Origin of the sequence: Thermotoga caldifontis AZM44c09, from assembly GCF_000828655.1 — a bacterium.
In the GTDB taxonomy this organism is placed as follows: domain Bacteria; phylum Thermotogota; class Thermotogae; order Thermotogales; family DSM-5069; genus Pseudothermotoga_A; species Pseudothermotoga_A caldifontis.
In genome coordinates, this window is record NZ_AP014509.1 from 451,586 (window position 1) to 473,720 (window position 22,135).

A 22,135-nucleotide genomic window follows, 5' to 3' on the forward strand; every position below is an offset into this window, starting at 1 on the left:
AAATGACACACAGAAGAGTCGTGGACTGGGTAATTCTGATTATCATCCTGCTAATCTTCAATCTTCCTTTTGTAAATGTCGTTATGACATCACTCAAATCTAACGCGGTGATTTCTAAATCGCCACCTCCTATCCTTTTTAAGCCCACTATCGTTCATTACCGAGACATATTCACGAGTCCGACATTCTTGTTCTCAAAGTTCCTACTGAACAGTTTGATCATTGCTTTAGTTTCTGCAACATTAACAATCCTCATATGTCTGCCAGCAGCGTACTCGATCGTAAAAATCGGCATAGGTTCGAAAGTTCTGTTTTCATTCGTGACCAACCTTCGAGCCATCCCCTTGATAGTATTCGCATCCTCTGTCTACGTTCTTTTTAAACGGTTGAACCTTGTAGACACTAGAACGGGGATCATTATAATCCACATGCTGGTCAACGTTCCAATAGCACTAAGCCTTCTCAGCAGTTTCATGCAGGATGTACCAAAGGAAATAGAGGAATCAGCACGCTTAGATGGGGCGAGTGAACTACAGGTATTGTTTAGAATAGTCACACCTATGATATCTTCATCTGTTGCGGCCGTTTTTATACTGAGCTTCATATATTCTTGGAACGAATTTCTCTTCGCGTTGATCCTGAGTATAAAGAAGGCTACTACCCTCACCGTGGGAGCGAGTTTGTTCGTAACAGCTTGGGGTGTGCAGTGGGGAAGGATAGCTGCAGCAACAACATTGGCAGTAATACCACCCTTCGTTTTTGCTTTTTATGTCCAAAAATACTTGGTGGAAGCGTTCAGTGGGGGTCTGAAAGAATGATCATTGCGGCTGTGGATATGGGTGGGACATCAATCAAGGGTGCTCTGATTCGGGATGATAGAATGGGCGAAATGATCGTTAAACTAGTCTGCAGAAAAAATCCTTTAAAGTCCCTGATCGAATTCATCGATGAGTTAGTTTTTCAGGTCCATGATAATAGTTGTATTATTGACGCTATAGCTATAGCCAGCGCAGGAAGGATAGATTCAGAACGTGGAGTTGTACTGTACGCTTCGCCAAACATTCCAAACTGGACAGGCACTCCCTTAGCTAAGATTTTATCGGAGCGCTACAAGACGCCATGTTTTGTGCTCAACGACGCGAGAGCAGCTGCGCTCGGTGAGGCCAGGATCCGGAACGTCGACAACTTAGTGATGCTGACCATTGGTACAGGGTTAGGTGGAGGGATTATAGTAAACGGGAAATTGATTCATGGCGTGCACTATGAGGCTGGTGAAATAGGACACACGATTCTTAAACCGAACGGCAGAAGCTGTAACTGTGGCAAGAGAGGTTGTGCGGAACAGTATATATCCATGAGAGTACTACACAGGTACAGTGGTATAAAGGATAGAAGGCAGCTGCTGGAGATGTTCCAGAAGCAGGAAGAGAGAGTCATCAGGGCCGTCGAACGTATGTGTGAAGATCTGGCTGTGCTGGTTGATAAGCTCTTCTTGACGCTTGATCCAAGCCTCGTAGTCATTGGAGGGGGATTCTCTGAGCTTGGGCCGTATGCACTTGAGATACTCAGAAAAAAGGCGGAACCGTACGCGAGTAGATCCCTGTACAACACGTCACAAATAGAACTTTCAATGCTCAAGAACGAAGCGGGTATGATCGGTGCGGCAATTTATGCACAGGAGAAACTCTCCGGGGTGGTGAATTGTGATTGAAAATGTTGAAGCGCTCATAAGAGCCAATCATCACCGCTTCACCAAGAAAGAAACGGCACTTGCCAGGTACATTTTAGAGAACCCCGAAAAGGTTGTCTACATGACGATCACCGAGCTGACAGATGAGTTGAAATTGGGTCAGGGTACAATCATTAGGTTCTGCCAGAAGATAGGTTTTCCCGGTTTTCATGCGTTCAAGATTGCTTTGGCCAAGACCTTGGGCCAACAGGCTCATGAAGAAGTGAAGATGGAGAGCCTGATTCTCGAAGTAAAGCAGAGTCACATTCAAGCGATAGAGGAAACCTCGAAGCTCTTGGCTGCGAATGAAAACGTCGTGCGTTCCTGCGCGGAGAAAATAGCCACGTGCAGGAGATTGTATCTGCTCGGTGTTGGAGCATCGGGTGTGACGGCTCTGGACGCACTCTACAAGTTCATGCGAATTGGTGTTGATGTGAGATATACAAACGATCCTCACATGCTGGCAATGCTCTTGGCTGATTGCAACGAAAAAGACTGTGTACTCGCTTTCTCTCAAAGTGGTTCAACTGCCCTGGTTGTGGACCTGGCGGCTCTGGCGAAAAAAAACGGCGCCTGCGTTGTAGCGGTGACTGGTTACAGTAAGTCACCCTTGACGAAGTTTTCTGATTTCGTTTTACTGACCTCCATAAGAGAAAGTCCCTTCCAGAGTGGAGCGATACGGTCCAAAATAGCTCAGCTACACGTGCTTGAGGTGCTCTTTGAATACACGAAATCACTGCTCGGTTTAAAGGCGAACGAGGCAATAAAGAAAACCGCAAGCGCGGTGGAGAAATGGATATATTGATCCCCATTCATCAACAAGTTGGAACGTGAGAACCTAAAAACATCGAGTCCACTCAGATCAATCCTTCCTGCGCCCTCTTTAGAAGTACAGTCATGACATTCTTGATGTGTTCTTCCACGGCTTTTTCCGCCTTGGGGATGTCTCTCGCCTTTATGGCTTCGAAGATGGTTCTGTGTTCGGTACGTGACTGCCCCATCCTGCCCGGGTACGAAAGCGAAAGAATTCTCACTCTGTGAAGCTTCGCACTCAAAGATTCCATGATCTTGAGGAGTTCCTGGTTCCCTGAACCCTGCAGGATTTTTCTGTGAAACTGCGAATTGAGCGCTGTCAAACTTTCCAGATCGGAAGCTTCCACGGATCTGTCCATCCGCTCGATGATCGCTGCAAGATCGTTTATATCCCGCTCTGAGGCCTTTTCGATGAACAGCTTCACGGCCAGTTTTTCAAGGTACATCCTCAGATACAGTAGATCTTCTATTTCCTTAGCTTCCCATTTCTTCACCGTGAACCCTTTCCTCGGCTCGATTGAGACCAATCCTTCGGCTGCGAGGTGGTGCAGTGCTTCCCTGACTGGTGTGACACTGACACCGAGTTCTTTCGCCAGTGCATCGATCACGATCCTTTGACCGGGTGCGAATCGTCCCTTCATTATGAATTCTTTGATTTTACTGAGAACTTCTTCCTTCAAAGAAGCACGTTTTATGGCTTCCACCAAGAATCCCCCGCTCTGTCGTCAATTATATCGCGTGGCGTTTCTTCCTCATCGCTGCCGAGATGACAGGATAAACGAGCGACAAAACTGCCAGAATCAGCAGAGTCACCGATATGCCGGATTTGAAGAAGATGGAAAAATCTCCTCCAGAGATCATCAAAGATTGTCTGAAGGATTGCTCAAACTTTCTGCCCACGACACTGGCGAGTATCATGGGAGCAGTTGGAATTTCAAGCTTTCTCATTGCATAACCGAGAACACCGAACAGAATCAGCAGATAGAAATCCACGACGCTCAGGTTGATGGCGTAAACTCCTATGAAACACAGAGCCGTTATCAGAGGATAGAGTATCTTCGGCGGAACTGCCAGGATTCTCACAAGCAAACCAGCGAGTGGAAGGTTCATAATGGCGGCCACGAAGTTACCAACGAACAAACTCGCGACCACACCCCAACCGATCTCTGGATGGAACTCGAACAGGAGCGGCCCAGGTTGAAGACCGTAGATCATCAAAGCTCCAAGCATGATCGCAGCGGTTCCAGAACCTGGAATACCCAGCGTGAGTGTGGGAAGTATCGCACCGATGGAACAAGCGTTGTTCGCTGCTTCCGGTGCGGCCAGACCTTCTATTGCTCCTTTACCGAACCTTTCAGGTTCTTTCGAAAGCCTTTTTTCAACGTTGTACGACATGAGGGCCGCTATGGTACCACCAGCACCTGGCAGGATACCTATCAAGAAACCTATGGGTGTTGCCCTGAGCATCGGTACCAAGCTGCGTTTCCACTGCTCTTTGGTGATCCAGATTTTGCCGAACTTTTTCTTTATCGGCTGCAACATCTCTCCGCGGCCAATTTTTTCCAGATTTTTGAAAACTTCACCCAGACCGTAGATACCTATGATCACCACGACAAAATCTATCCCACCCTGCAGTTCAAGGTTGCCAAAGGTGAACCTGGAAACCCCAGATTGGGGGTCGAGTCCAACCATCGAGATCATCAAGCCGAGGGCCATGGAAAGAAGGCCTTTCAGAACCTTTCCTTCGGACATGGAAGCCGTTGCCGTGAGAGCGAGGACCATCAAGGCGAAGTACTCCGGTGGTCCGAACATGAGTGCGATCTTTGCGAGTGGCAGAGCCAATAAGACGAAAGCGATTGAAGATATCAAACCGCCTATGAAAGACGCTATCGCTGATATCGCCAGTGCTGCTTCTGCCTCTCCCTTCAGAGTCATCGGGTAACCATCGAAGCACGACGCCACAGCCGAACCATCACCTGGGATGTTCAGCAAAATCGAACTCCTTGAGCCCCCGAACATCGCACCATAGAAGATCGCACACATTGTTATCAAAGCAGTCTCTGGTTTCATGACGAATGTTAACGGCAAAAGTAAGGCTATGCCCGTGGCCGGTCCGAGACCCGGGAGCATACCGATGATGGTGCCCAAGAAGCATCCAAGTGTCAGCCAGAAAAAGTTGGATGGCAGGAAAACAACTTTGAATCCGTACATCAAATACTCCAACGTAGCCATGTGCAATCACCCCTACGGGAGGTTTATCAGGAAGACTTTCTCGAACAGATACCAGACCCCAACGGTGTAGATTATGGAAATGCTAAGGCTCATCAACCATTTTCTGGGTCCGTTCAGTAGAATCAAAAGGGCACTCAAGAAAATAAAAGAGGAAAGTAAAAATCCAAGCCTGTTGAACATCAACGCATAGGCCACACAAAGCGCGAGGGTCGCTAAAATTTGGTATGCACTTTTTCCGAGTTTTAAGGGTGCGTGTTCTTCATGACGCACTTTCAGACTCTGTAAAAGCATCAAGAAACCTATTATCGTCACGAGTAATCCAAGTCCGAGTGGAAAATAAACAGGTCCGAGAGGATTTCCAACAGGAGCTCTGGGCAAATTCCAGGCGGCGATCGTGTAAATAACTCCAAAAGCAAGCACCACGGCAGACAGGTATTTATCTTTCATGGAAAATCCCTCCAGAAACCCGCGGGGCAGTTACCCCGCGGGAATACTCATTCACCCTTGTACAGAGCGAGCTCTTTTAGCACCGCTTTGTATTCTTCGTTGACCTTCTCCAGATAGTTCAGGAACTCTTTGCCGGGCATGAACGCCTTGGTCCAGTTGTACTTTGCCACGTACCTTTCCCATTCCATCGTTTGTACCATCTTTGACAGTGTGTTTATCCAGTACTCCACTGCGTAGTCTGGCATCTCCGGTGGCCCGAACAAACCGCGCCAGTTCACAAATTCTGCGTCGATGCCTTCTTCCTTCAAGGTCGGTACGTTCGCGAGGATTCCAGAAACTCTTTGAGGGGCCGTGATGGCGAGAACCTTTATGGTACCCGTCTGGAATGCCGTTGTAACCTCGGCGAGACCGGTTGAAAGCACGTCGATGTGTCCTCCGAGCAGGGCGGCAAGGTGCTCACCCTCCTGGAACGACACGTAGGTTATGTCCTTGAGGTTCTGAACCCCGGCAGCCTTTGCGGCGATCAGGAACTGAATGTGATCCATAGAACCGAAGGCAGATATGCCACCCACCTTGACACTCTTTGGGTCCTTCTTCAGAGCTTCCATCACTTCGGTGATGCTGTTGAACTTGGACTTCTTCGAGACCGCGAAGGCACCGTAGTCGTGTATGAGCATCACCAGTGGAGTTAGATCTCTGAAAGAGTACTGCGTCTGGCCGGTCAAGTTGATCAGCAACAACGGAGGCGAGAAGACAATAATTGTGTAAGGATCACCTTTCTTGGTCTGCATGTGCGCCAGGCCCACTCCTCCGCCACCACCGGGCATGTTTGTGACAACGATCGGTTGAGTGACAAGACCTGTTTCCTTCAGAACCTGTGCTACGACCCTTATCGTCGTGTCCCATCCGCCTCCAGGTCCACCGGGCGCTATGAAGTTGAGAGGTCTGTCTGGATAAGCTGCGAAGAGTGACACGGCCAGGGCAGATAGAACGACCATCGTGAGAAGTTTCGCCTTCATTGGCCCACCTCCTTGAAGGTTTCTATCAGGTATGATATCATATAGGATGTCATATATTACATCATGTATTATACAGATTAAAGAACGCGGAGGTCAAGTTACAAGATTCATCTCGATTTTAAGGAGGGGAAGTCGAATGGCCGAGTGGAGAGCACGGGAAAGAGCACGTAAGTTGCGAGAATATCTCAACCGTGAGGGAAAGCTGACTCTGAGGGTTTGCGCTTACGACGCACTTTCAGCGCGTTTGATAGAGCTTTCGGGTTTCGAAGTGGTTGGAACGACAGGCTATGGTATATCCGCTTCGCTGATTGGCCAACCAGACATAGGGCTGGTGGGATACGCTGAAATGCTTGAAAGGGTCAGAACGATCGTCAACGCGACAGATCTTCCAGTCGATGCCGACATAGACACTGGCTACGGTAACGCGCTCAACGTTTACTGGACTGTGAAAAATTTCGCCAGGATAGGCGTTGCGGGTGTCAGGCTCGAGGATCAGGTCTGGCCGAAAAGATGTGGGCATATGGAAGGTAAAAGCATAGTATCTCTGGAGGAAATGGTCAGCAAAATAAAAGCGGCTGTGGATGCAAGAAACGAAGAAAATCCAGACCTCGTCATAGGAGCGAGAACCGACGCGAGGTCTGTCGCAGGTTTTGAAGAAGTTCTGCGTCGTGCGAAAGCTTATGCAGAGGCAGGTGCAGATTACATCTACGTGGAAGCACCACAATCCATCGAAGAAGTCAGAACACTGGTTCGCGAAGTTCCTAAACCCATATCTTTCAACATCATACCCGGTGGTAAGACCCCCCTATTTGACTTCGGCGAACTCGTCAAGGTCGGTGTGAGATACCTGTCCATACCGATGGTGTGTCTGTATCCAGCCACCAAAGCCATGATTGAAGCTCTGAAAGCGTTGAAAGAGGGAAACTTTCAGAAAGTCGTTGATCTGGGTGTCAGCTGGTCGGAATTCAACGAGATCGTTGGGTACAAAAGATGGAGAGAGCTGGAATCGAAGTACTCACATTGAAAAAGTCCGAACCATGCAGGGAGCTACGCTCCCTGTTTTTTACTTGTAGCCGACGTGGTGCCGATTTCCTGGACCATGTCAGATCGATTCGTACCCGTTTCACCGAGTAGGTGAGGATCAAAGAACGTTTGCACGTTCAAAATCCACTGAATGGTGAATCTGGCAAGGATACAGTACAAATTTGGCGGATGAATGGTTTCTCTCGACCACATAAAGAAGCCATTTCTTGAGACATGTGAAAGATCTCGGAACGAGCTTCCAGTATGGGGAAATGAAAACCTGGTGGAGAAGAATTCCGGCGCGATTTCGAGATACAGACAAAGACAACGAACATCATTTACACTCGGCATCTTCCACCTGTATCTTTCTGTGACTGTCTTTAGAGTCTTCCGTTGCGTGTCTGATCCCTTCCGGCGTAGTAAAAAAAGCTTCCTGGCAGTGGTTCACAGCGAAATCAATGAGTTTAACAAGTTACAACAACCGTGCGTGCATTCGTCTCCGATCGCCGTTTTTATAAACAAGGCCTGCGGGGCTCTTCTATCAGGAAACGGAATGTACTAAAACCTTCATTGCTCTCAAACCGATGAAGGGGTAAGAGTCACGAAAAGATTTGACTTGTTGACACTTTCAGGCCTGCTCATCTATAATCTTCACAAATACAGCCATGGGGGTGATGTGATGCGGAAGTTCCTGGTTGCCGTCCTGATTCTGGCCCTCGCAACGCTGTTCCTCGCTCAGATCAGTCTTCAGGAAGCAGCACCCGTGATCCAGAAGCTCGGCATTCTCAAAATTATCGACGATGCCCCGCTCACGTGGGACGAGTTCCACGACGCAGTGGCGAAGGCTTTCCCGGGTAAGGAAAACCTGGTCAAGTCAGGGTCTGAGCCTGTGCTCAGAAAAGATTTCATCGTGACGCTGGTCAAGGTGCTGGGCCTCGAAGGGGAAGCGGCGAAGTTCAAGGAAATCTGTACGCTCGCCAACGATGAGGACAAAGTTCCACCCGAAGCCGTCGGTGCATTCACGCTTGCCTTCAGGAGCGACAGGCAACTTTTGGATTATCGTTATGGGCATCTCCTTGAACCTTTCTCACCCATCACCAGGGCTGAGGCGGCAAGATCGTTCTATCAGGCGCTGTATCCTCCAAAACGTGGTGGAACGATCGTTACGGCAACCATTGCGAATCCGAAAGGGTTCAACACTCTGTTCACTTCCTCAGGATTGACGTGGACGCTCTGCAACATCATGGGAGATGGGTACACAGGAACAGACGACAACGGTTTCTACCATCCGAGGATGATAAAGAGATTGCCCAGCCTGGAAAACGGTTTGATCAAGATCCTGCCGGATGGATCGGTGGCGATCACCTTCGAGTTGAGGAAGGGCATGAAGTGGCACGACGGTCATCCCGTGACGGCGAGAGATGCGAAGTTCCAGTGGGAAGTGATGATCTCCGACGCGCCCGTCACTACGAACTATTTCGAGAAGCTGGTTCAGAAGGTGGAAATCATAGACGACTACACCTTCACCATCTATCTGCCCCACCCGGTGCCCGGTATGGAACTTGGTTCTTCGGTCTACGCTTACTACTACGGATGGTTCCAGTTGCCGGAACATCTGTTCAGGGAAGATTTTGAAAAGGCCAAGGCGACCGGGAACTGGGACGCGTTCGTGCAGAAGGTCATGTTCAACCCGGTCATGACTGGACCATACAAGTTCAAAGAATACGTCGAAGGTCAGTACATAGCACTCGAAGCGTTCGATGATTACTACATGGGCAGACCGAACATCGACCAGATCATCTTCAAGATCATCCCGGACAGCGACGTCATATTCGCTTCCACTCTCAAAGGCGAGATAGACTTTGGAAGGTACACGCTGGACCTGAAGCAGAGCTTGCAGTTACAGAAAGAAAGGGGCGACATCTTCAACGTTTACTTCACTCCGAACGTCGCGCTGTGGACTTTGGATCTGAACTTCAGAGATCCGAACGACGTCAGCAAACCGCACCCACTCTTCTCCGATATCAGAGTCAGGCAGGCCATTCTGTACGCGATAGATCGCCAGCAGTTGAACCAGGTGGTCTTCTTCGGTCTTGGCCAGATAATGGACACCTGGATCACGGAGATCCACATCATGAGGGACGCTTTGAAGGGAGACCACATAAAGAAATATCCATACGATCCGAAGAAGGCGGAACAGTTGCTGGCCGAAGCTGGATGGAAGAAGAACAAACAGGGCTGGCTCGAAAAGGACGGCAAGATCTTCGAGTTCACCCTCATATACGGTGCTGGAAGCAGCCAGGCGGAACTCATGGCACAGCTGATTCAGGGCATGCTCAAGAAAGTGGGTATCAACGTGAAGCTGGAAGCCAAACCGGCTCTGGTGATCTGGGAAGAGGCGCCCATGGGCAAGTTCGACGCCTGGTTGACAGGCTGGGGCTACGGCGTGAGCGACGAAGCTCTGAACTACTGGGGTTCGGACATGATACCGTCCGAGGAGAACAACTGGGGCGGAACCAACTACACGGGCTGGTCGAATCCCGAGAACGACGAGATACTCGCGCAGATGGCGAAGGAAGTATCTTACGAAAAGAGAGTGGAGCTTTACAAGAAACACTTCGCACTGTGGACGAACGATCTGCCGGTTCTGCCACTCATCTCCGATCCAACACCGCACTTCGCAAAGAAGTACATAAAGAGCTTCAACTCAACGTACGACAGCGGACTCGGCTGGATCATCTACAACTGGTACATAGACACCGAGGTCAGATGAAAGGTGGGGGGATCTTCCCCCCCGCCTTTTTAGAGGAGGATCGAAGATGGACTTTCAGAGCGTGGTTAAAGAAATTCCTGACTATAAAAGATTCTTCTACGTGGACGAATTAGACCAGAGAACGGACCAACTTGCAAAGAAATTCCCAGACGTCGTGGAAGTCACGGTGGCCGGATACTCACGGAAGAATCATCCCATAAAGTTGATAAAGATCAAGGGTGGATCGCGGAACGCGTTGCTCTTTGGTTGTCCACATCCCAACGAACCCATAGGTGCGATGATGCTGGACTTTCTCGCTGAGAAGCTCGCGAGCGATGAAAAATTCAGATCTCAGTTTGACTACACCTGGTACATCATAAAGGTGATCGATCCAGACGGGACGAAGTTGAACGAAGGGTGGTTTTCAAATCCAGAATCCATAAGGAGCTACGCACAGCATTTCTACAGACCTCCTGGATACCTGCAGGTCGAATGGACGTTCCCGGTGGATTACAAGACTTTGCACTTCCACAACCCGCTTCCGGAGACGCAGGTGTTGATGAAGATCATCGACGAAACCAGACCTTCCTTCATGTACTCTCTGCACAACGCGGGTTTCGGAGGCGTGTACTACTACATAAGCAAAGAGGCAGAACCACTGTACGAGATCTATCAGAAAATACCGTCCATGTTCGGCGTGCCACTCTCGCTCGGAGAACCGGAAGTTCCGTACGCGAAGACTCTTTCCAAGGCTGTTTACAAGCTGTTTCCCATCAGTGAGGAGTACGACTATCTCGAAAAGCATGCAAGTGTGGATCCTGCACAGATCATCAGAGCTGGTGCCAGTTCGGACGAGTACGCGAGCAGGGTCGCAAACACTTTTTCACTGGTGTGCGAGGTACCCTACTATTACGATCCCAGGATCGAAGACACATCGGAAGCAAACATGAGCAGGAGACAGGCCAAATTGATCGCGTGGGAGAGGTCCAAAGAGCATTACGAAAAGATCAAAGAGCCGTTCGAGTACTGTGCGAGCTTTGAGGAGGCCAAAAATTTCGCGTTCTACGAGACGCTGAAGAACTACGTGGAAACCATGCCGGCGCATTTAGAAGCGGAAAGACACTGGATCGAGACGGATCCGGAACTCGAGAGGAAGGCCACGGTCGCAGAGGTGTTTGACAATCTGTACGTGACTCAATTCTACCAGAGTCTGAGCTTAGGCATGCTCAAAAGGTTGATAGACGGTGTTCTGAGCCTGAGAGAGGATGAAAAGCTGAAAGAGTTGAAGCAAAAAGTGGAGGAAGCTTTCGAGGAGAAGATCGATTATCTGTACAAGAATTTGAATTACAGGGCAATCCCGATAAAGAATCTGGTCGCCATCCAGTTGCTTGCGGGCCTGCACACGGCCTGGTATCTCCAGGGAGGTTCCGAGTCTTGAAGAGGTATCTTCTGATAAGGTTTCTCGAGTTGATACCCATCTTCTTTCTGATCTCTCTCATCATCTTTCTCATCCTGAACGCCATGCCCGGTGATCCATTGCTGGCCATGAGGATGGAAAACCCGAGGGCCATGGCGCGTGATCCCGCCAGGATCGCCGAGTTGAGAAAATACTATCATCTGGACGATCCTCTCATAGTTCGCTACGCGGTGTGGCTCTGGAGTTTCCTCAGGGCCGATCTGGGGTACTCTTCGATGTACAAACAACCCGTGCTCGGGATAATACTGAAACGTCTTCCAAACACGCTGCTTTTGACGATAACGGCCTGGCTGATAGGCCTGTTTGTCGCTTTCCCCATAGGTATCTACTCGGCGGTGAAGAAATATTCTTTCTTCGATTATTTCTTCACCGTTCTGGCGTTCATCGGCATATCCATGCCGACCTTCTGGTTCGCGCTGATGGCCATAATCGTTTTCTCCGTGTGGCTGGGATGGTTCCCCGTGACGGGCGTTCAGACGTACGGTGTGAGCGGTTTCTGGAACGTTTTCTTCGACAGGCTTAAACATCTGGCCCTACCCGCGCTCGTGCTCGGATTGGTGCAGGTGGCCTACTGGGTCAGGTACATCAGGACTGCCCTGCTGGAAGTTCTGGACCAGGACTACATCAGGACTGCCTATTCGAAGGGAGCGGATGAAAGAAGGGTGATACTGAAACACGCCCTGAGGAACGCGCTTATCCCGATAATAACCATCATCGCACTGGACATACCCTATTTCTTCGGAGGTGCGTTGATCATCGAGACGATCTTCTCCTGGCCAGGTATGGGTAGGCTCATCTACGAGGCGGTGCTGGCGAGCGATTACAACCTGGCGATAAACTGTCTGATGTTTCTCGCCGTGATCACGCTGCTCTCGAACCTGCTCGCGGACATACTCTACGTGATCGTGGATCCGAGGATCAGACTGGGTGAAAAGGCGGTGTGAGACATGGTCCTGCCCATGAAAAAAGCTGTCGAACGACTCGAAGAAGAGAGTGTGCCGTTTCCCATAGGTACCTACTGGCAACTGGTGAGGAGAAAATTCCTGCAGCACAAACTGGCACTCTTCGGCCTCATCTCGCTCAGCTGTGTGGTCTTCCTGAGCGTGTTCGGCCCTCTCTTCACGTCGAGGGCGTACGATGAGATGGACCTTTTGAACAGGTTCAAGCCGCCTTTGACAGCAGGTTATTTGTTCGGTACGGACGAGCTCGGTAGAGACGTCTTGGTGCGCATCATGTACGGTGGAAGAGTCTCGTTGCTGGTGGGCTTCACTTCTTCCTTACTTTCCACCGCGATAGGACTCATTGTCGGATTAGTTTCGGGTTATCTCGGTGGCATCGTGGACAGGCTCTTGATGAGGTTTGTGGACGTGATGCTTTCAATACCGATGTTCCCGGTGCTTTTGATCCTGACGATGGTTTTCGGTTCCGGTATGAAGAACACCATCTTGGTCCTGACCGTGTTCGGCTGGATGGGAGTTTCTCGGCTCGTCAGGGGTGTGGTTCTGTCACTCAGAGAGAACGAGTACATAACGGCGGCCAGGGTGCTCGGAACGAGCAGGTTGAAAATACTCTTCAGGCACATCCTGCCGAACGTGATGCCCATCACCATCGTCTCGTTGACGCTGAACCTTTCTTACGCGATCCTTGCCGAATCTTCTCTCAGTTATCTGGGCCTCGGCATACAGCCCCCAACACCATCCTGGGGCAACATGTTGCAGCGCGCCATGAACTACATCTTGGCGACTGGCCTTGAAAAGGTTGTCCCCTGGTGGCTCGTGTTCTTTCCCGGCTTCATGATCTTCATAACCGTGCTGAGTGTGAACTTTCTGGGCGACGGGCTCAGAGATGCGCTGGATCCGAGGTTCGTGAGCGAATCATGAGGTGATCGAATGTTGCTGAAGGTCGAGAATCTCAAGATCGGTTTCAAAACGAACATGGGGAAGATCGTTCCGGTCGACGATGTCTCGTTCGAACTTTCGGAAGGAGAAACGCTCGGCATCGTTGGAGAATCTGGCTGTGGCAAAACGGTCACGGCGTACGCGATAACGAGACTTCTTCCGAGGAACGCTTTCGTTGGGGAAGAATCCCACATCTGGTTCAACGGTGTGGACCTTTTGAAACTTCCAAAGCAGGAACTGTACAGGATCAGAGGCAAAGAGATTTCGATGATCTTTCAAGAACCCATGACTTCGCTCAATCCTGTGTACACGATCGGCTGGCAGCTTTCAGAAGTTTACGAGCTCCACGAGAGGCTCCAGAAGGAAGAAATAACTGGCAGGGTCATCAAGATGCTGAAAGATGTGAAGATTCCAGAACCGGAGAGCAGGATCAAGCATTATCCTTACCAGCTTTCCGGAGGCATGCGACAGCGCGTGATGATCGCCATGGCTTTAGCGTGCAACCCGAAGCTGTTGATCGCAGACGAACCGACCACGGCGCTCGACGTGACCATACAGGCACAGATACTGAAACTCATGCTCGAGTTGAAGGAGAAGTATCGCACGGCCGTCATGCTCATAACGCACAATCTGGCGGTCGTCGCGGAGGTGTGCGACAGAGTGGTCGTTATGTATGCCGGCCAGGTGATAGAGACTGCGGACGTGTTCGAACTGTTCGAAAATCCTCTGCATCCGTACACGAAGGCTTTGCTGAGCTCGGTGCCCAGGATCGACTGGCAGGAGAGACGAAGGCTCGCTTCCATAGAAGGTACCGTGCCGCACCCGGCGAGGTATCCAAAAGGTTGCAGGTTCCATCCGAGGTGCAGCTTGAAGATGGATATCTGCAGCGAAAAAGAACCCGATCGGGTGGAAGTGAAGGCGAACCATCTGGTGAAATGCTGGCTGTACGCGGGCGGTGATCGAGAATGGAAGAACTCGTGAAACTCGCGAACGTGAGCAAATGGTTCGGGATCAAGAGAGGTTTCGGAAGGAAATCCTACTTGAAAGCGGTTGACAACGTTTCTTTCGAGGTGTTCAAAGGGGAAACCTTCGGTCTCGTGGGTGAGTCCGGCTGTGGAAAAACCACGCTCGGAAGGTTGATGGTCAGAGTCTACGAACCCACCAGTGGAAAGTTCTTCTACAACGATGCGGGAAAATGGGTGGATCTGTTCGCCCTGAAACCTGCAGAGTTTCAGCCCTTCAGAAAGAAGATCCAGATGATCTTTCAAGATCCGTACAGCTCCCTGAACCCCAGAATGACGGTGCTGCAGATAGTCACCGAGGGCCTGAACGATCCGAAACTGAGCCAGGCGGAAAAGAGGGATATGGCGATCGAGATGATGAAGAGCGTGGGTCTGAGACCGGAATATCTGTCCAGATACCCGCACGAGTTTTCCGGAGGTCAGAGGCAGCGCATAGGCATCGCGAGGGCGCTCATTCTCAAACCCGAGCTTTTGATATGTGACGAACCCGTGTCTGCGCTCGACGTGTCCGTGCAGGCGCAGGTGATAAACCTGCTCGTGTCTTTGAAACAGCAGTACGGATTGACCTACATCTTCATCGCGCACGATCTGGCGGTTGTGAAATACATTTCGGACCGCATCGCGGTGATGTACCTTGGTAGGATCGTCGAGCTGGCGAGGTCAGAAGAGTTGTTTTCGAACCCGCTGCATCCTTACACCAGGGCGTTGATCGCCTCTGTTCCCATCCCGAACCCGAGGCTCAGAAAACTCAGACAGGTTCAGCCCATCCAGGGAGAGATTTCCTCACCCATAGACCCACCGCAGGCGTGCCTCTTCGCCCCAAGATGCCCCTACGCTATGAAAATCTGTGCAGAAGGAACGCCACAGCTCAAAACCGTGGACGGTTCGCACCAGGTTGCGTGTTTTCTCTACTGAGTCATGGTTTTTGCAATCGGCCCATGAACAGGATCACACCGCTTTTCTTTTCGTAGATGAAGAACAGGAAGGGTTTATCGGCTCTGAATATCACAGGCATGCTCGGTCCCATCTTTATTCCGATGATCACCCCGGTGGCGGCCGCCGCTTCCGTACCCTCCTCGTTCACCTCCACGAACGCCTGGTGGATCACGTTCTGAATCTTCAGCATCTTGGTGCCGTCCATCTTGGAAAAATCGGCCGCGTTCGTGAACGCATCGACCATGCCCATCTCAGATAAAGTCTTCTTCAAGGAGAACCTCTGCATGACTTTGAACCTCGGCAGCATGACTTCGACGCGCCTGTTTCGAAGATTTCTGAGCCATCCTTGAAACTTTTCCAGGCTCAGATCTTTTTCAACTTCGCTCAGACGCACGCCCCTTTTTGGTAACACCACGATCATGGAAAGGTTGCCACCTGCGTAAGGAAGTTCGAGGATCTGCACCTTCTCATCTTCGAAGTAGTTGAAATCCGCGGTCAGTTTCATCATGTCCACTTCGACGGTTTTGTCTTCGCTCACGTAAAAGACATCTTTCTTCGTGGCCTGAGGATCGAACGGAACGACCCAGTTGCCTTTGAAATAGATCGCGTTCGTTATGATGAGCCTGGTGAGACTGTCCACATCGTTTTCGTTGATCATGTCTTTGATCTTTCCTTCTGTCTTCTGTTCGATCCAGTCGTTGATCCTTCGGACCGAGTTCTTCGGATCGTTCACAAAATCAACGCTGTTCACAGGTGCCCTGTAGTACTTTTCGGCGGCTGCAAGGAAGGATTCGAGCAGAGGATAACCTTCCTGCAGCCACAGCGCGTTGGCAATGGCCAGCTTGTAATCTTCCACGGGCTTGTTGAGTGAATCGATCAGGTTCGAGAAAGATTCGTGCAGACCTTCGTCTTCGAAGTGCAGCACTTTTCTCATCTGCAGGGCCGTGTTGCCGTCCGCTCCGAGGTAAGTCATCGCGAGCGCCGTGCTCAAACTGAACGGCGAAAAGAAGATGTTTTCGGAACTGCCTGCGAGGAATCTGTAAAGGTCTATTCCGAAGGCGTTGATGGACTCTGGCGCACTTTGAGCGATGCACAGACTGAAGGACAGGAATAACACCAGCAGGTACGCTCTTCTCACAACGACCCCTCCTTTGAGTTGCATTCTAAAACTCAGCGATTAGAAATCGATGAGAAAACGAATCCTTTGATGGTTTCACTCAGAATTTGTGGCTGATCGAACATGATCAGATGCCCCGCGTTCGGTATCATGACGAGTCTGGCGTTGATTTCAAACAGACACTTCGCCCCTTCGAGCGGTGTGATGTTGTCCTGTTCACCCCAGACGATGAGCGTTGGAACAGAGAGGTTTTTCAAATTTTCTCTGAGCTGTGCGGTGTCTTGGTTTTCAGCCAGATTGAAGACGATGTCTAAGGGTGTCTGGTAGACCAGATAGTAGTTCTTCAGGAAGTACTCCTCGCTGAAGCTTTCCTTGTTGACCAGCATGTCTTTGAAAGTTCTTTTTTGAAAATCGTAGTTCATGAAGATGAGCCTCAGAGCGATCTTCGTGAAGATGCTGCCGGGCACGCTGTTTCTTTCTGGAAGGCATATCGAACTGTCCAGAAGGATCAAACTTTTTACCTTCTCAGCTTCGTTCAGGGCCAGCCAGGTTGCGACCTCCGTTCCCATGGAATGTCCCAGCACGTGGTAGTGTTCCAGGCCCAGCCTTTCGGCGAGCCTCGCGACGATCCACGCCATGTACCTTCTCGACAAATTCTTTTCGATCTTCTTTTCGCTCAGGCCGAAACCAGGAAGATCGACCGCGATGAGCGTGAAATCGTCTTCGAGCAGATCGAAGAGCGGTTCGAAGTTCGTCGAGTTGCCCATGAAACCGTGGATGAGGATCAAAGTTTCTGGACCTTCGCCGAGTTTTTGATAAGCGATCTTCACACCATCGATCGTTTCGAAAAAGTAGCGCGAGCGGTCCAGAAACTTCGCACCCTCGTTCGCCCTCGCTGGATCGAGCGAAAGGAGAAAGAAGGAACCAAGAAAAACTAAGCTGAGCACCAACCCGGCTTTCATATAGTCATCTCCTTCGTCATGTAGACTGGGCCACTTTGAGATCCGTTCGAACAGTATCTCGGTCAATGCAAGTCTAAACTTTGGCCCAGAGTCGTGGTAATATAGTGTAAGAAAAGAAAGGATCGGAGGTGAGGTGGATGAAGAAAGCGCTCGTTTTGGTCATGGCGCTGGTTGCAACCTTGATCCTGGCACAAGCATTTTCGGATGTGCCCGTGAACCACTGGGCGTACGAAGCTGTGACGGAATTGGCGAAGCTTGGGATCATCTCGGGTATGCCGGATGGAACCTTCCAAGGTAACAACCCCATGACACGCTACCAGGTGGCCGTCGCACTGAAAAGGATGCTCGATTATCTCACAAAGCAGCTTGCTGCAGGGCCAGCAGATTTGCAGGCCGCGTTGAAGAGGATCTCGGCACTGGAAGATCTCGTCAGCACCGCGCTGAACAGAACACAGAAACAAGGGGAACAGATCGCGGCAACGGATCAGACGCTTCAGACCGTTCTGGCTGAGATTTCGAACCTGAAGTCCACGATCGTTGAAATATCCCAGGTGAGAAGGGACCTACCCACGATGATCGCCGCTTCCGAAAACAAGATGATGACGATGTACAACCAGCTCTCTTCGAAAGTGGCCGCGATCGAGAAGAGCGTTTCTGACTTGCAGGCGCAGATCTCCGCGCAGATCATGTCACAGTTGAAAGGCTCCATCGATTCGATCAACGCGAAGCTGAACGAATTCGATGGAAAGTTCAACAATCTCTCCTCGAGGGTCGATGGTCTGTCAAGATCCATCGACAGTACGAAGGCTGATCTGACAGCTCTGTCCAAGAGAGTTGACAGTCTGGAATCGAACCTGCAGGCACTTTCAACTTTGAAGAAGAGCTTCAGCGATCTCGAGGCCAGAGTCGCCGCCCTCGAAGCGAAGGTCGCCTCCGACGTGGATGGGCTCAGGAAGGCTCTCGATACTACGGCTCGCCAGCTCGATGCGAGACTGTCCCTGCTCGAAGGCCAGGTTGCATCTCTTGTGACGGACGTCGAGAAGTTGAAGAAAGATGTTGCAGACGCTGCGAGTGCCGCGAAGAAAGTGAGCGTGCTCGAAGGCAACGTTGGCACTCTCGCGGGTCAGATGACGAGCCTGAGTCAGAGAGTGGCGCAGAACGAGCAGAGCATAGCCAATCTGTCCAAGAAGATCGACTCCAAACCTTGGATGAGCGACATCGAGGCAGCGACGGTCGAGCAGGCGAAAAAGATCAACGACGCCTACAACATGGGCTTGATAGGTGTCATCGTCGGTGCGGCCGGTATAGTCGTTGGACTGCTCGGTATGTTCATGGGTGGAGGCAGCCAGTAATTTGAAGGCAGCTGTTCGACATGAAGGACCCCTCTTCGGGGTCCTTTTTCGTATCGTGAAGTCGAGCTCTCAGGTCGATGGTGTAGACTCTGAAAAGAGGGTTGAAAGAAGACTTTTGGGGTCTCGAGAGCGAGGAAAGGGGGTCTAAAGCATGTTCGTCAAGGATGTGATGACGACGAACGTGATCACGATCTCTCCGGAAACGACGTTTCAGGAAGCGATGGAGATCATCAGGAGCAGAGGTATCAGAAGGTTGCCGGTTGTCAAGAACGATAGGGTCGTTGGAATCGTTGCAGAGAAGGATCTGCTGAAGGCTTCACCTTCGCAGGCCACCACGCTGGATGTTTGGGAACTGACCACTCTGCTCGGTAAACTCACCGTCAAGCAGATCATGAAGAAGGACGTTGTCCACGTTCATCCGAACACGCCCATAGAAGAAGCGGCGAAGATCATGGCGGACAAAAAGATCGGTTCTCTCCTGGTGATGGAAGAAGAAAAGCTGGTCGGAATAATAACCGAAACCGACATATTCAAAGTGTTCATCAACATGCTCGGTGCGCGGGAGAAAGGTTACAGGTACGTCTTCAAGGTGAGAAACGTTCCTGGAATCCTCGCGAAGATTTTGAATTTGATGTCCCAGTGCGGTGGAGACATCATCGCCGTGAGCACTTACGAAAAATCGGAGGAAGAGTACAACGTGGTGATAAAGGTGAAACCATCTCTGAACAGGGAAAACTTCGAGCGAAAACTCCTGGAAGGTATTCCGAACGTTTCGATCATCGATGTGAGACAAGATTGAAGGGGGCTTCCGCCCCCCTCAATCACTGGATGGGCCTCAGAGTCACGCTCACGCTCACACTTCTTCTGTCCACGACCAGCGTGAGCACTTCCGCGTAGTAACCGCCCTTGAGCACCACGAGCTGGTAGGTTCCGTAGTCGAGATCGATCCTCAACGGCGTGATACCCTTCAGATAACCGTTTATGTACACCAGCGCGTTGGACGGCGTACTGTTGATGCTGACTGTGCCCGTTCTCTGGACAGGTTCGAGTGTGAGCCTCACGATCTTCGTCTCGTTCGGCATCACCTGAACTTCAGTTGAGGCGTCTTCGTAGTCTGGCAAGCTCGCAACGATTCTGTGAACCACGTTCGCGTCCACTTCGACCCTCAAGCCGAGAGAACCCGCTGTACCCACGAACCTTCCATCCACATAGACCGAAGCGTTCACCGGTGTGGTGTAGATCATCAGAACGCCTGTTCTGGGGATCGGTGGCAGTGTTATGTCCACTCTCTTGGTCTCACCGGAAGCGACGCTGACGGTCACAGTCGTGTCTTCGTAGCCATTCATCGTGGCGACGATCGTGTGTGTGCCGGGATCGACCTGCACGGAAAGACCCGTGCTGCGCGTCGTACCAACGTAGTTTCCATCAACGTAGATCGAAGCACCCACGGGGTTGGTGAAGATGTTGAGAGTGGCTTTCCTCGGAGGCAGAGTCAGCGTGATGCTCCTGCTCTCACCCGGATTGAGCGTCACAGTCATGGAAGTGTCTTCGTAGCCTGTCAATCTCGCCATGACGGTGTACGTACCTGGACTGAGCGACAGGGTCAATCCTGAAGACGGTGCGACACCTCTGTACTGGCCGTTGACGTAGATCGAGGCGCCCGCCGGGCTCGAGAAGATCCTCAGCGTTGCCTGCTCTGGATTGAGCACCAGGTTGACAGTCTTCGTCTCACCCGCCGAAACGGACACGCTCGTTTGAGCCGGTGCGTAGCCTGGCATCGTCGCGAGGATCGTGTGGGCGCCGGGCTGTACCTCAACCTGGATCGGGCTCACACCCACGAAGTTGCCGTCGACGAAGACCTGCGCACCAGCCGGTGTTGTTCTGATGTCCAGCATCGTTTTTCTCAAGAAGTTCGCGCTCACCACGACGGTCCTTCCGGCGGTGATGAAGAACGTTTCTGTGATCACCTGGTCCCGCCAGTAGAAGGTAGCGAAATGCTGACCTTCGTCCAGCTCGACGCGTGCCGGGGTCGTGCCGATGTATCTTCCGTCCACGTACACGTACGCACCGGTTGGGTTGGACTCAAGCTGCGCGACGCCTTTGCTCGGTGCGCGACCCACGTAGAAGTAGGTTATATCGCTCGCCCACTGGCCCGTGAGGTGTGGAAGGATCTGTTCCTGTACGTAGCGTTCCGGATCGGTCGTCAGCTGCGGGAAGGTTCCGGACGTTCCGAGATCTCTGAGCTGTTGAAAGAGCGGGATGTAGCTGGTGCTCGCGATGATCTGGATGAACTCTTTTCCCTCAGGTGGTGCGACTTTGAAGGAATATGCTGACGAGATGGGAAGCTTGTAGGTCACGTTCGGAGCGATGTAGTTGTTCGTATCGTACCTGTTCGGAAACAGGAGCACGATCTTTCCATCAGAACGGATGTCGTAAATGACCACGTAGCAGCTCTTGTTCGCCTTGAAGTAGATGTTCAGCGATTCACCGATCTGATAAACAGAACCTTCGGGTTTGTTGAGCCACACCTTAACTTCAAGATCGCTCGGTTTAGGTACTATGATGATGTTTTTCAGCTGCATATCTGCAAAGCTCAGGGCCGCAACGAGCAACGCCAGAAACACGATCCACGCCTTTTTCATTCACATCCCCCCTTTATATTCACGGAAGAATGACGCGTGAAGCTGTGATTACTCCATCTTCGATTTTGAAGAACGCGTAACCTTTCAACTGGCTGGCAGGTATGTTCTTGGGTACGTTCAGATTTTTCCAGTCTGTCTCAAGCTGAACGTTCGTCACCGTGTAAACACCGTTCTGATTTACAAACTGTACCAGGACATAACCTGAATCTGGTGTTATTACTGACTTTTCTTCACTTCCCACACCGATGACGAGGTCCCAGGTTGTACCGAGAAGGTCGTTGGGTACAAGTTTAAGTGTTAGATTTCCTTCCAGATTTGAAACGGGTTTGAGCCAGTTCAAAATCTGATTCTTTGTGTTGCTAAGTTCGGTATCGTTCGAGTAGCCACCAGCTATTTCGTTGTTCAGAAAGACAAGCATATCTGTTGAGCTCATTCCCACGATGCCTCGATTCGAGAACAGAGTCGTGCTGGGATAGTAGAGCATCACCAGATCGGTGCGATTAGCACTCCAGGATGCGAGGTTTTCTAAACGAGCATCCCTAACTACGCCAGCTTCTACAATGTTGAGTGGTATGCCGTACTTTGGAAGAACTACTATCGATCCACATGACGCAACGATCAGAATCAAAACTGCCGCGGCGAGGAAGAATAGAATCTTCGCCTTTCTCATCGAACCACCCCCAGGTTTTTAAAGGCGCCCGTGGGGCGCCTTTT

At 50.9% G+C, this 22,135-nt stretch carries 20 protein-coding genes; 12 read left to right on the plus strand and 8 right to left on the minus strand.

Annotated elements, in window-relative coordinates:
• Positions 1-2 precede the first annotated feature (2 nt).
• Genes TSP01S_RS02200 through TSP01S_RS02210 form a run of 3 tightly spaced genes read left to right on the plus strand, consistent with a single transcriptional unit; the run spans position 3 to position 2,534 of the window.
• Positions 3-818, plus strand: coding sequence for a carbohydrate ABC transporter permease (locus TSP01S_RS02200; protein ID WP_041076090.1), 816 nt, complete (start codon positions 3-5; stop codon positions 816-818).
• Positions 815-1,711, plus strand: coding sequence for an ROK family protein (locus tag TSP01S_RS02205; RefSeq protein WP_041076092.1), 897 nt, complete (start codon positions 815-817; stop codon positions 1,709-1,711). Before TSP01S_RS02200 ends, TSP01S_RS02205 begins: the two co-directional genes overlap by 4 nt.
• Complete coding sequence (locus TSP01S_RS02210) at positions 1,704-2,534, plus strand: MurR/RpiR family transcriptional regulator (RefSeq protein WP_041076094.1); 831 nt, start codon at positions 1,704-1,706, stop codon at positions 2,532-2,534. Before TSP01S_RS02205 ends, TSP01S_RS02210 begins: the two co-directional genes overlap by 8 nt.
• A 52-nt stretch (positions 2,535-2,586) precedes the next feature.
• On the opposite strand, the gene TSP01S_RS02215 is transcribed toward TSP01S_RS02210, so the two are convergent.
• From TSP01S_RS02215 to TSP01S_RS02230, 4 genes are read right to left on the minus strand one after another with little or no spacing between them, the layout of a single operon-like run.
• Complete coding sequence (locus TSP01S_RS02215) at positions 2,587-3,246, minus strand: GntR family transcriptional regulator (RefSeq protein WP_144380610.1); 660 nt, start codon at positions 3,244-3,246, stop codon at positions 2,587-2,589.
• Positions 3,247-3,271: 25 nt separating this feature from the next.
• The gene (locus TSP01S_RS02220) at positions 3,272-4,774 is read right to left on the minus strand and encodes a tripartite tricarboxylate transporter permease (protein ID WP_041076098.1); all 1,503 of its coding nucleotides are present in this window, start codon (positions 4,772-4,774) and stop codon (positions 3,272-3,274) included.
• A gap of 12 nt (positions 4,775-4,786) precedes the next feature.
• Entirely contained in the window at positions 4,787-5,221 is a 435-nt protein-coding gene (locus tag TSP01S_RS02225; RefSeq protein WP_041076099.1) for a tripartite tricarboxylate transporter TctB family protein, read from the minus strand.
• 47 nt (positions 5,222-5,268) lie between these two features.
• Positions 5,269-6,240 (minus strand): tripartite tricarboxylate transporter substrate binding protein, encoded by a 972-nt coding sequence (locus tag TSP01S_RS02230; protein ID WP_041076101.1) that lies wholly within the window; start codon positions 6,238-6,240, stop codon positions 5,269-5,271.
• 172 nt (positions 6,241-6,412) lie between these two features.
• Here TSP01S_RS02230 and TSP01S_RS02235 point away from each other — a divergent pair, with 172 nt between their 5' ends.
• From TSP01S_RS02235 to TSP01S_RS02265, 7 genes are all read left to right on the plus strand, one after another.
• Positions 6,413-7,264: an isocitrate lyase/PEP mutase family protein gene (locus tag TSP01S_RS02235; protein ID WP_231848591.1), complete on the plus strand. Its 852-nt coding sequence runs from the start codon at positions 6,413-6,415 to the stop codon at positions 7,262-7,264.
• 678 nt (positions 7,265-7,942) lie between these two features.
• Positions 7,943-10,036, plus strand: coding sequence for a peptide ABC transporter substrate-binding protein (locus TSP01S_RS02240; RefSeq protein WP_041076105.1), 2,094 nt, complete (start codon positions 7,943-7,945; stop codon positions 10,034-10,036).
• Between the two features lie 46 nt (positions 10,037-10,082).
• Positions 10,083-11,453 carry a M14 family zinc carboxypeptidase gene (locus TSP01S_RS02245; protein ID WP_041076107.1) on the plus strand — a complete coding sequence of 457 codons (1,371 nt, stop codon included), beginning with the start codon at positions 10,083-10,085 and terminating at the stop codon, positions 11,451-11,453.
• Positions 11,450-12,436 carry an ABC transporter permease gene (locus TSP01S_RS02250; protein WP_041076108.1) on the plus strand — a complete coding sequence of 329 codons (987 nt, stop codon included), beginning with the start codon at positions 11,450-11,452 and terminating at the stop codon, positions 12,434-12,436. The genes TSP01S_RS02245 and TSP01S_RS02250 overlap by 4 nt, the downstream gene beginning before the upstream one ends.
• 3 nt (positions 12,437-12,439) lie before the next feature.
• A complete protein-coding gene (locus TSP01S_RS02255) occupies positions 12,440-13,372 on the plus strand; it encodes an ABC transporter permease (protein ID WP_041076110.1) in 933 nt (310 codons plus the stop codon).
• Between the two features lie 9 nt (positions 13,373-13,381).
• Positions 13,382-14,371, plus strand: a complete 990-nt coding sequence (locus TSP01S_RS02260) for an ABC transporter ATP-binding protein (RefSeq protein WP_041076112.1) — start codon at positions 13,382-13,384, stop codon at positions 14,369-14,371.
• The gene (locus TSP01S_RS02265) at positions 14,356-15,327 is read left to right on the plus strand and encodes an ABC transporter ATP-binding protein (protein WP_041076114.1); all 972 of its coding nucleotides are present in this window, start codon (positions 14,356-14,358) and stop codon (positions 15,325-15,327) included. The genes TSP01S_RS02260 and TSP01S_RS02265 overlap by 16 nt, the downstream gene beginning before the upstream one ends.
• A gap of 1 nt (position 15,328) precedes the next feature.
• Here TSP01S_RS02265 and TSP01S_RS02270 read toward each other — a convergent pair whose 3' ends face one another.
• Together TSP01S_RS02270 and TSP01S_RS02275 are read right to left on the minus strand one after the other, a co-directional pair.
• A complete protein-coding gene (locus tag TSP01S_RS02270) occupies positions 15,329-16,486 on the minus strand; it encodes a serpin family protein (RefSeq protein ID WP_052463460.1) in 1,158 nt (385 codons plus the stop codon).
• A gap of 32 nt (positions 16,487-16,518) precedes the next feature.
• Positions 16,519-17,427 (minus strand): alpha/beta fold hydrolase, encoded by a 909-nt coding sequence (locus tag TSP01S_RS02275; protein WP_041076118.1) that lies wholly within the window; start codon positions 17,425-17,427, stop codon positions 16,519-16,521.
• A gap of 137 nt (positions 17,428-17,564) precedes the next feature.
• Between TSP01S_RS02275 and TSP01S_RS02280 the strand changes: the two genes are divergently transcribed.
• Together TSP01S_RS02280 and TSP01S_RS02285 are read left to right on the plus strand one after the other, a co-directional pair.
• Positions 17,565-18,779: an S-layer homology domain-containing protein gene (locus TSP01S_RS02280; RefSeq protein ID WP_041076120.1), complete on the plus strand. Its 1,215-nt coding sequence runs from the start codon at positions 17,565-17,567 to the stop codon at positions 18,777-18,779.
• Positions 18,780-18,930: 151 nt separating this feature from the next.
• Positions 18,931-19,578 carry a CBS domain-containing protein gene (locus TSP01S_RS02285; RefSeq protein ID WP_041076122.1) on the plus strand — a complete coding sequence of 216 codons (648 nt, stop codon included), beginning with the start codon at positions 18,931-18,933 and terminating at the stop codon, positions 19,576-19,578.
• 22 nt (positions 19,579-19,600) lie between these two features.
• Here the strand turns inward: TSP01S_RS02285 and TSP01S_RS10145 are convergent, their stop codons facing one another.
• Both TSP01S_RS10145 and TSP01S_RS02295 read right to left on the minus strand, forming a co-directional pair.
• Positions 19,601-21,421, minus strand: coding sequence for a PEGA domain-containing protein (locus TSP01S_RS10145; RefSeq protein ID WP_070098353.1), 1,821 nt, complete (start codon positions 21,419-21,421; stop codon positions 19,601-19,603).
• Between the two features lie 19 nt (positions 21,422-21,440).
• Complete coding sequence (locus TSP01S_RS02295) at positions 21,441-22,091, minus strand: hypothetical protein (RefSeq protein WP_041076123.1); 651 nt, start codon at positions 22,089-22,091, stop codon at positions 21,441-21,443.
• Positions 22,092-22,135 lie beyond the last annotated feature (44 nt).

What these genes read in the sequence shown, in the direction of transcription:
- TSP01S_RS02245 (WP_041076107.1), top strand. Translation starts at nt 10,083, where the DNA reads ATGGACTTTCAGAGCGTGGTTAAAGAAATTCCTGACTATAAAAGATTC.
- TSP01S_RS02240 (WP_041076105.1), top strand. Translation starts at nt 7,943, where the DNA reads ATGCGGAAGTTCCTGGTTGCCGTCCTGATTCTGGCCCTCGCAACGCTG.
- TSP01S_RS02260 (WP_041076112.1), top strand. Translation starts at nt 13,382, where the DNA reads ATGTTGCTGAAGGTCGAGAATCTCAAGATCGGTTTCAAAACGAACATG.
- TSP01S_RS02285 (WP_041076122.1), top strand. Translation starts at nt 18,931, where the DNA reads ATGTTCGTCAAGGATGTGATGACGACGAACGTGATCACGATCTCTCCG.
- TSP01S_RS02230 (WP_041076101.1), bottom strand. Translation starts at nt 6,240, where the DNA reads ATGAAGGCGAAACTTCTCACGATGGTCGTTCTATCTGCCCTGGCCGTG.
- TSP01S_RS02275 (WP_041076118.1), bottom strand. Translation starts at nt 17,427, where the DNA reads ATGAAAGCCGGGTTGGTGCTCAGCTTAGTTTTTCTTGGTTCCTTCTTT.
- TSP01S_RS02225 (WP_041076099.1), bottom strand. Translation starts at nt 5,221, where the DNA reads ATGAAAGATAAATACCTGTCTGCCGTGGTGCTTGCTTTTGGAGTTATT.
- TSP01S_RS10145 (WP_070098353.1), bottom strand. Translation starts at nt 21,421, where the DNA reads ATGAAAAAGGCGTGGATCGTGTTTCTGGCGTTGCTCGTTGCGGCCCTG.
- TSP01S_RS02265 (WP_041076114.1), top strand. Translation starts at nt 14,356, where the DNA reads ATGGAAGAACTCGTGAAACTCGCGAACGTGAGCAAATGGTTCGGGATC.
- TSP01S_RS02280 (WP_041076120.1), top strand. Translation starts at nt 17,565, where the DNA reads ATGAAGAAAGCGCTCGTTTTGGTCATGGCGCTGGTTGCAACCTTGATC.
- TSP01S_RS02255 (WP_041076110.1), top strand. Translation starts at nt 12,440, where the DNA reads ATGGTCCTGCCCATGAAAAAAGCTGTCGAACGACTCGAAGAAGAGAGT.
- TSP01S_RS02205 (WP_041076092.1), top strand. Translation starts at nt 815, where the DNA reads ATGATCATTGCGGCTGTGGATATGGGTGGGACATCAATCAAGGGTGCT.
- TSP01S_RS02200 (WP_041076090.1), top strand. Translation starts at nt 3, where the DNA reads ATGACACACAGAAGAGTCGTGGACTGGGTAATTCTGATTATCATCCTG.
- TSP01S_RS02295 (WP_041076123.1), bottom strand. Translation starts at nt 22,091, where the DNA reads ATGAGAAAGGCGAAGATTCTATTCTTCCTCGCCGCGGCAGTTTTGATT.
- TSP01S_RS02220 (WP_041076098.1), bottom strand. Translation starts at nt 4,774, where the DNA reads ATGGCTACGTTGGAGTATTTGATGTACGGATTCAAAGTTGTTTTCCTG.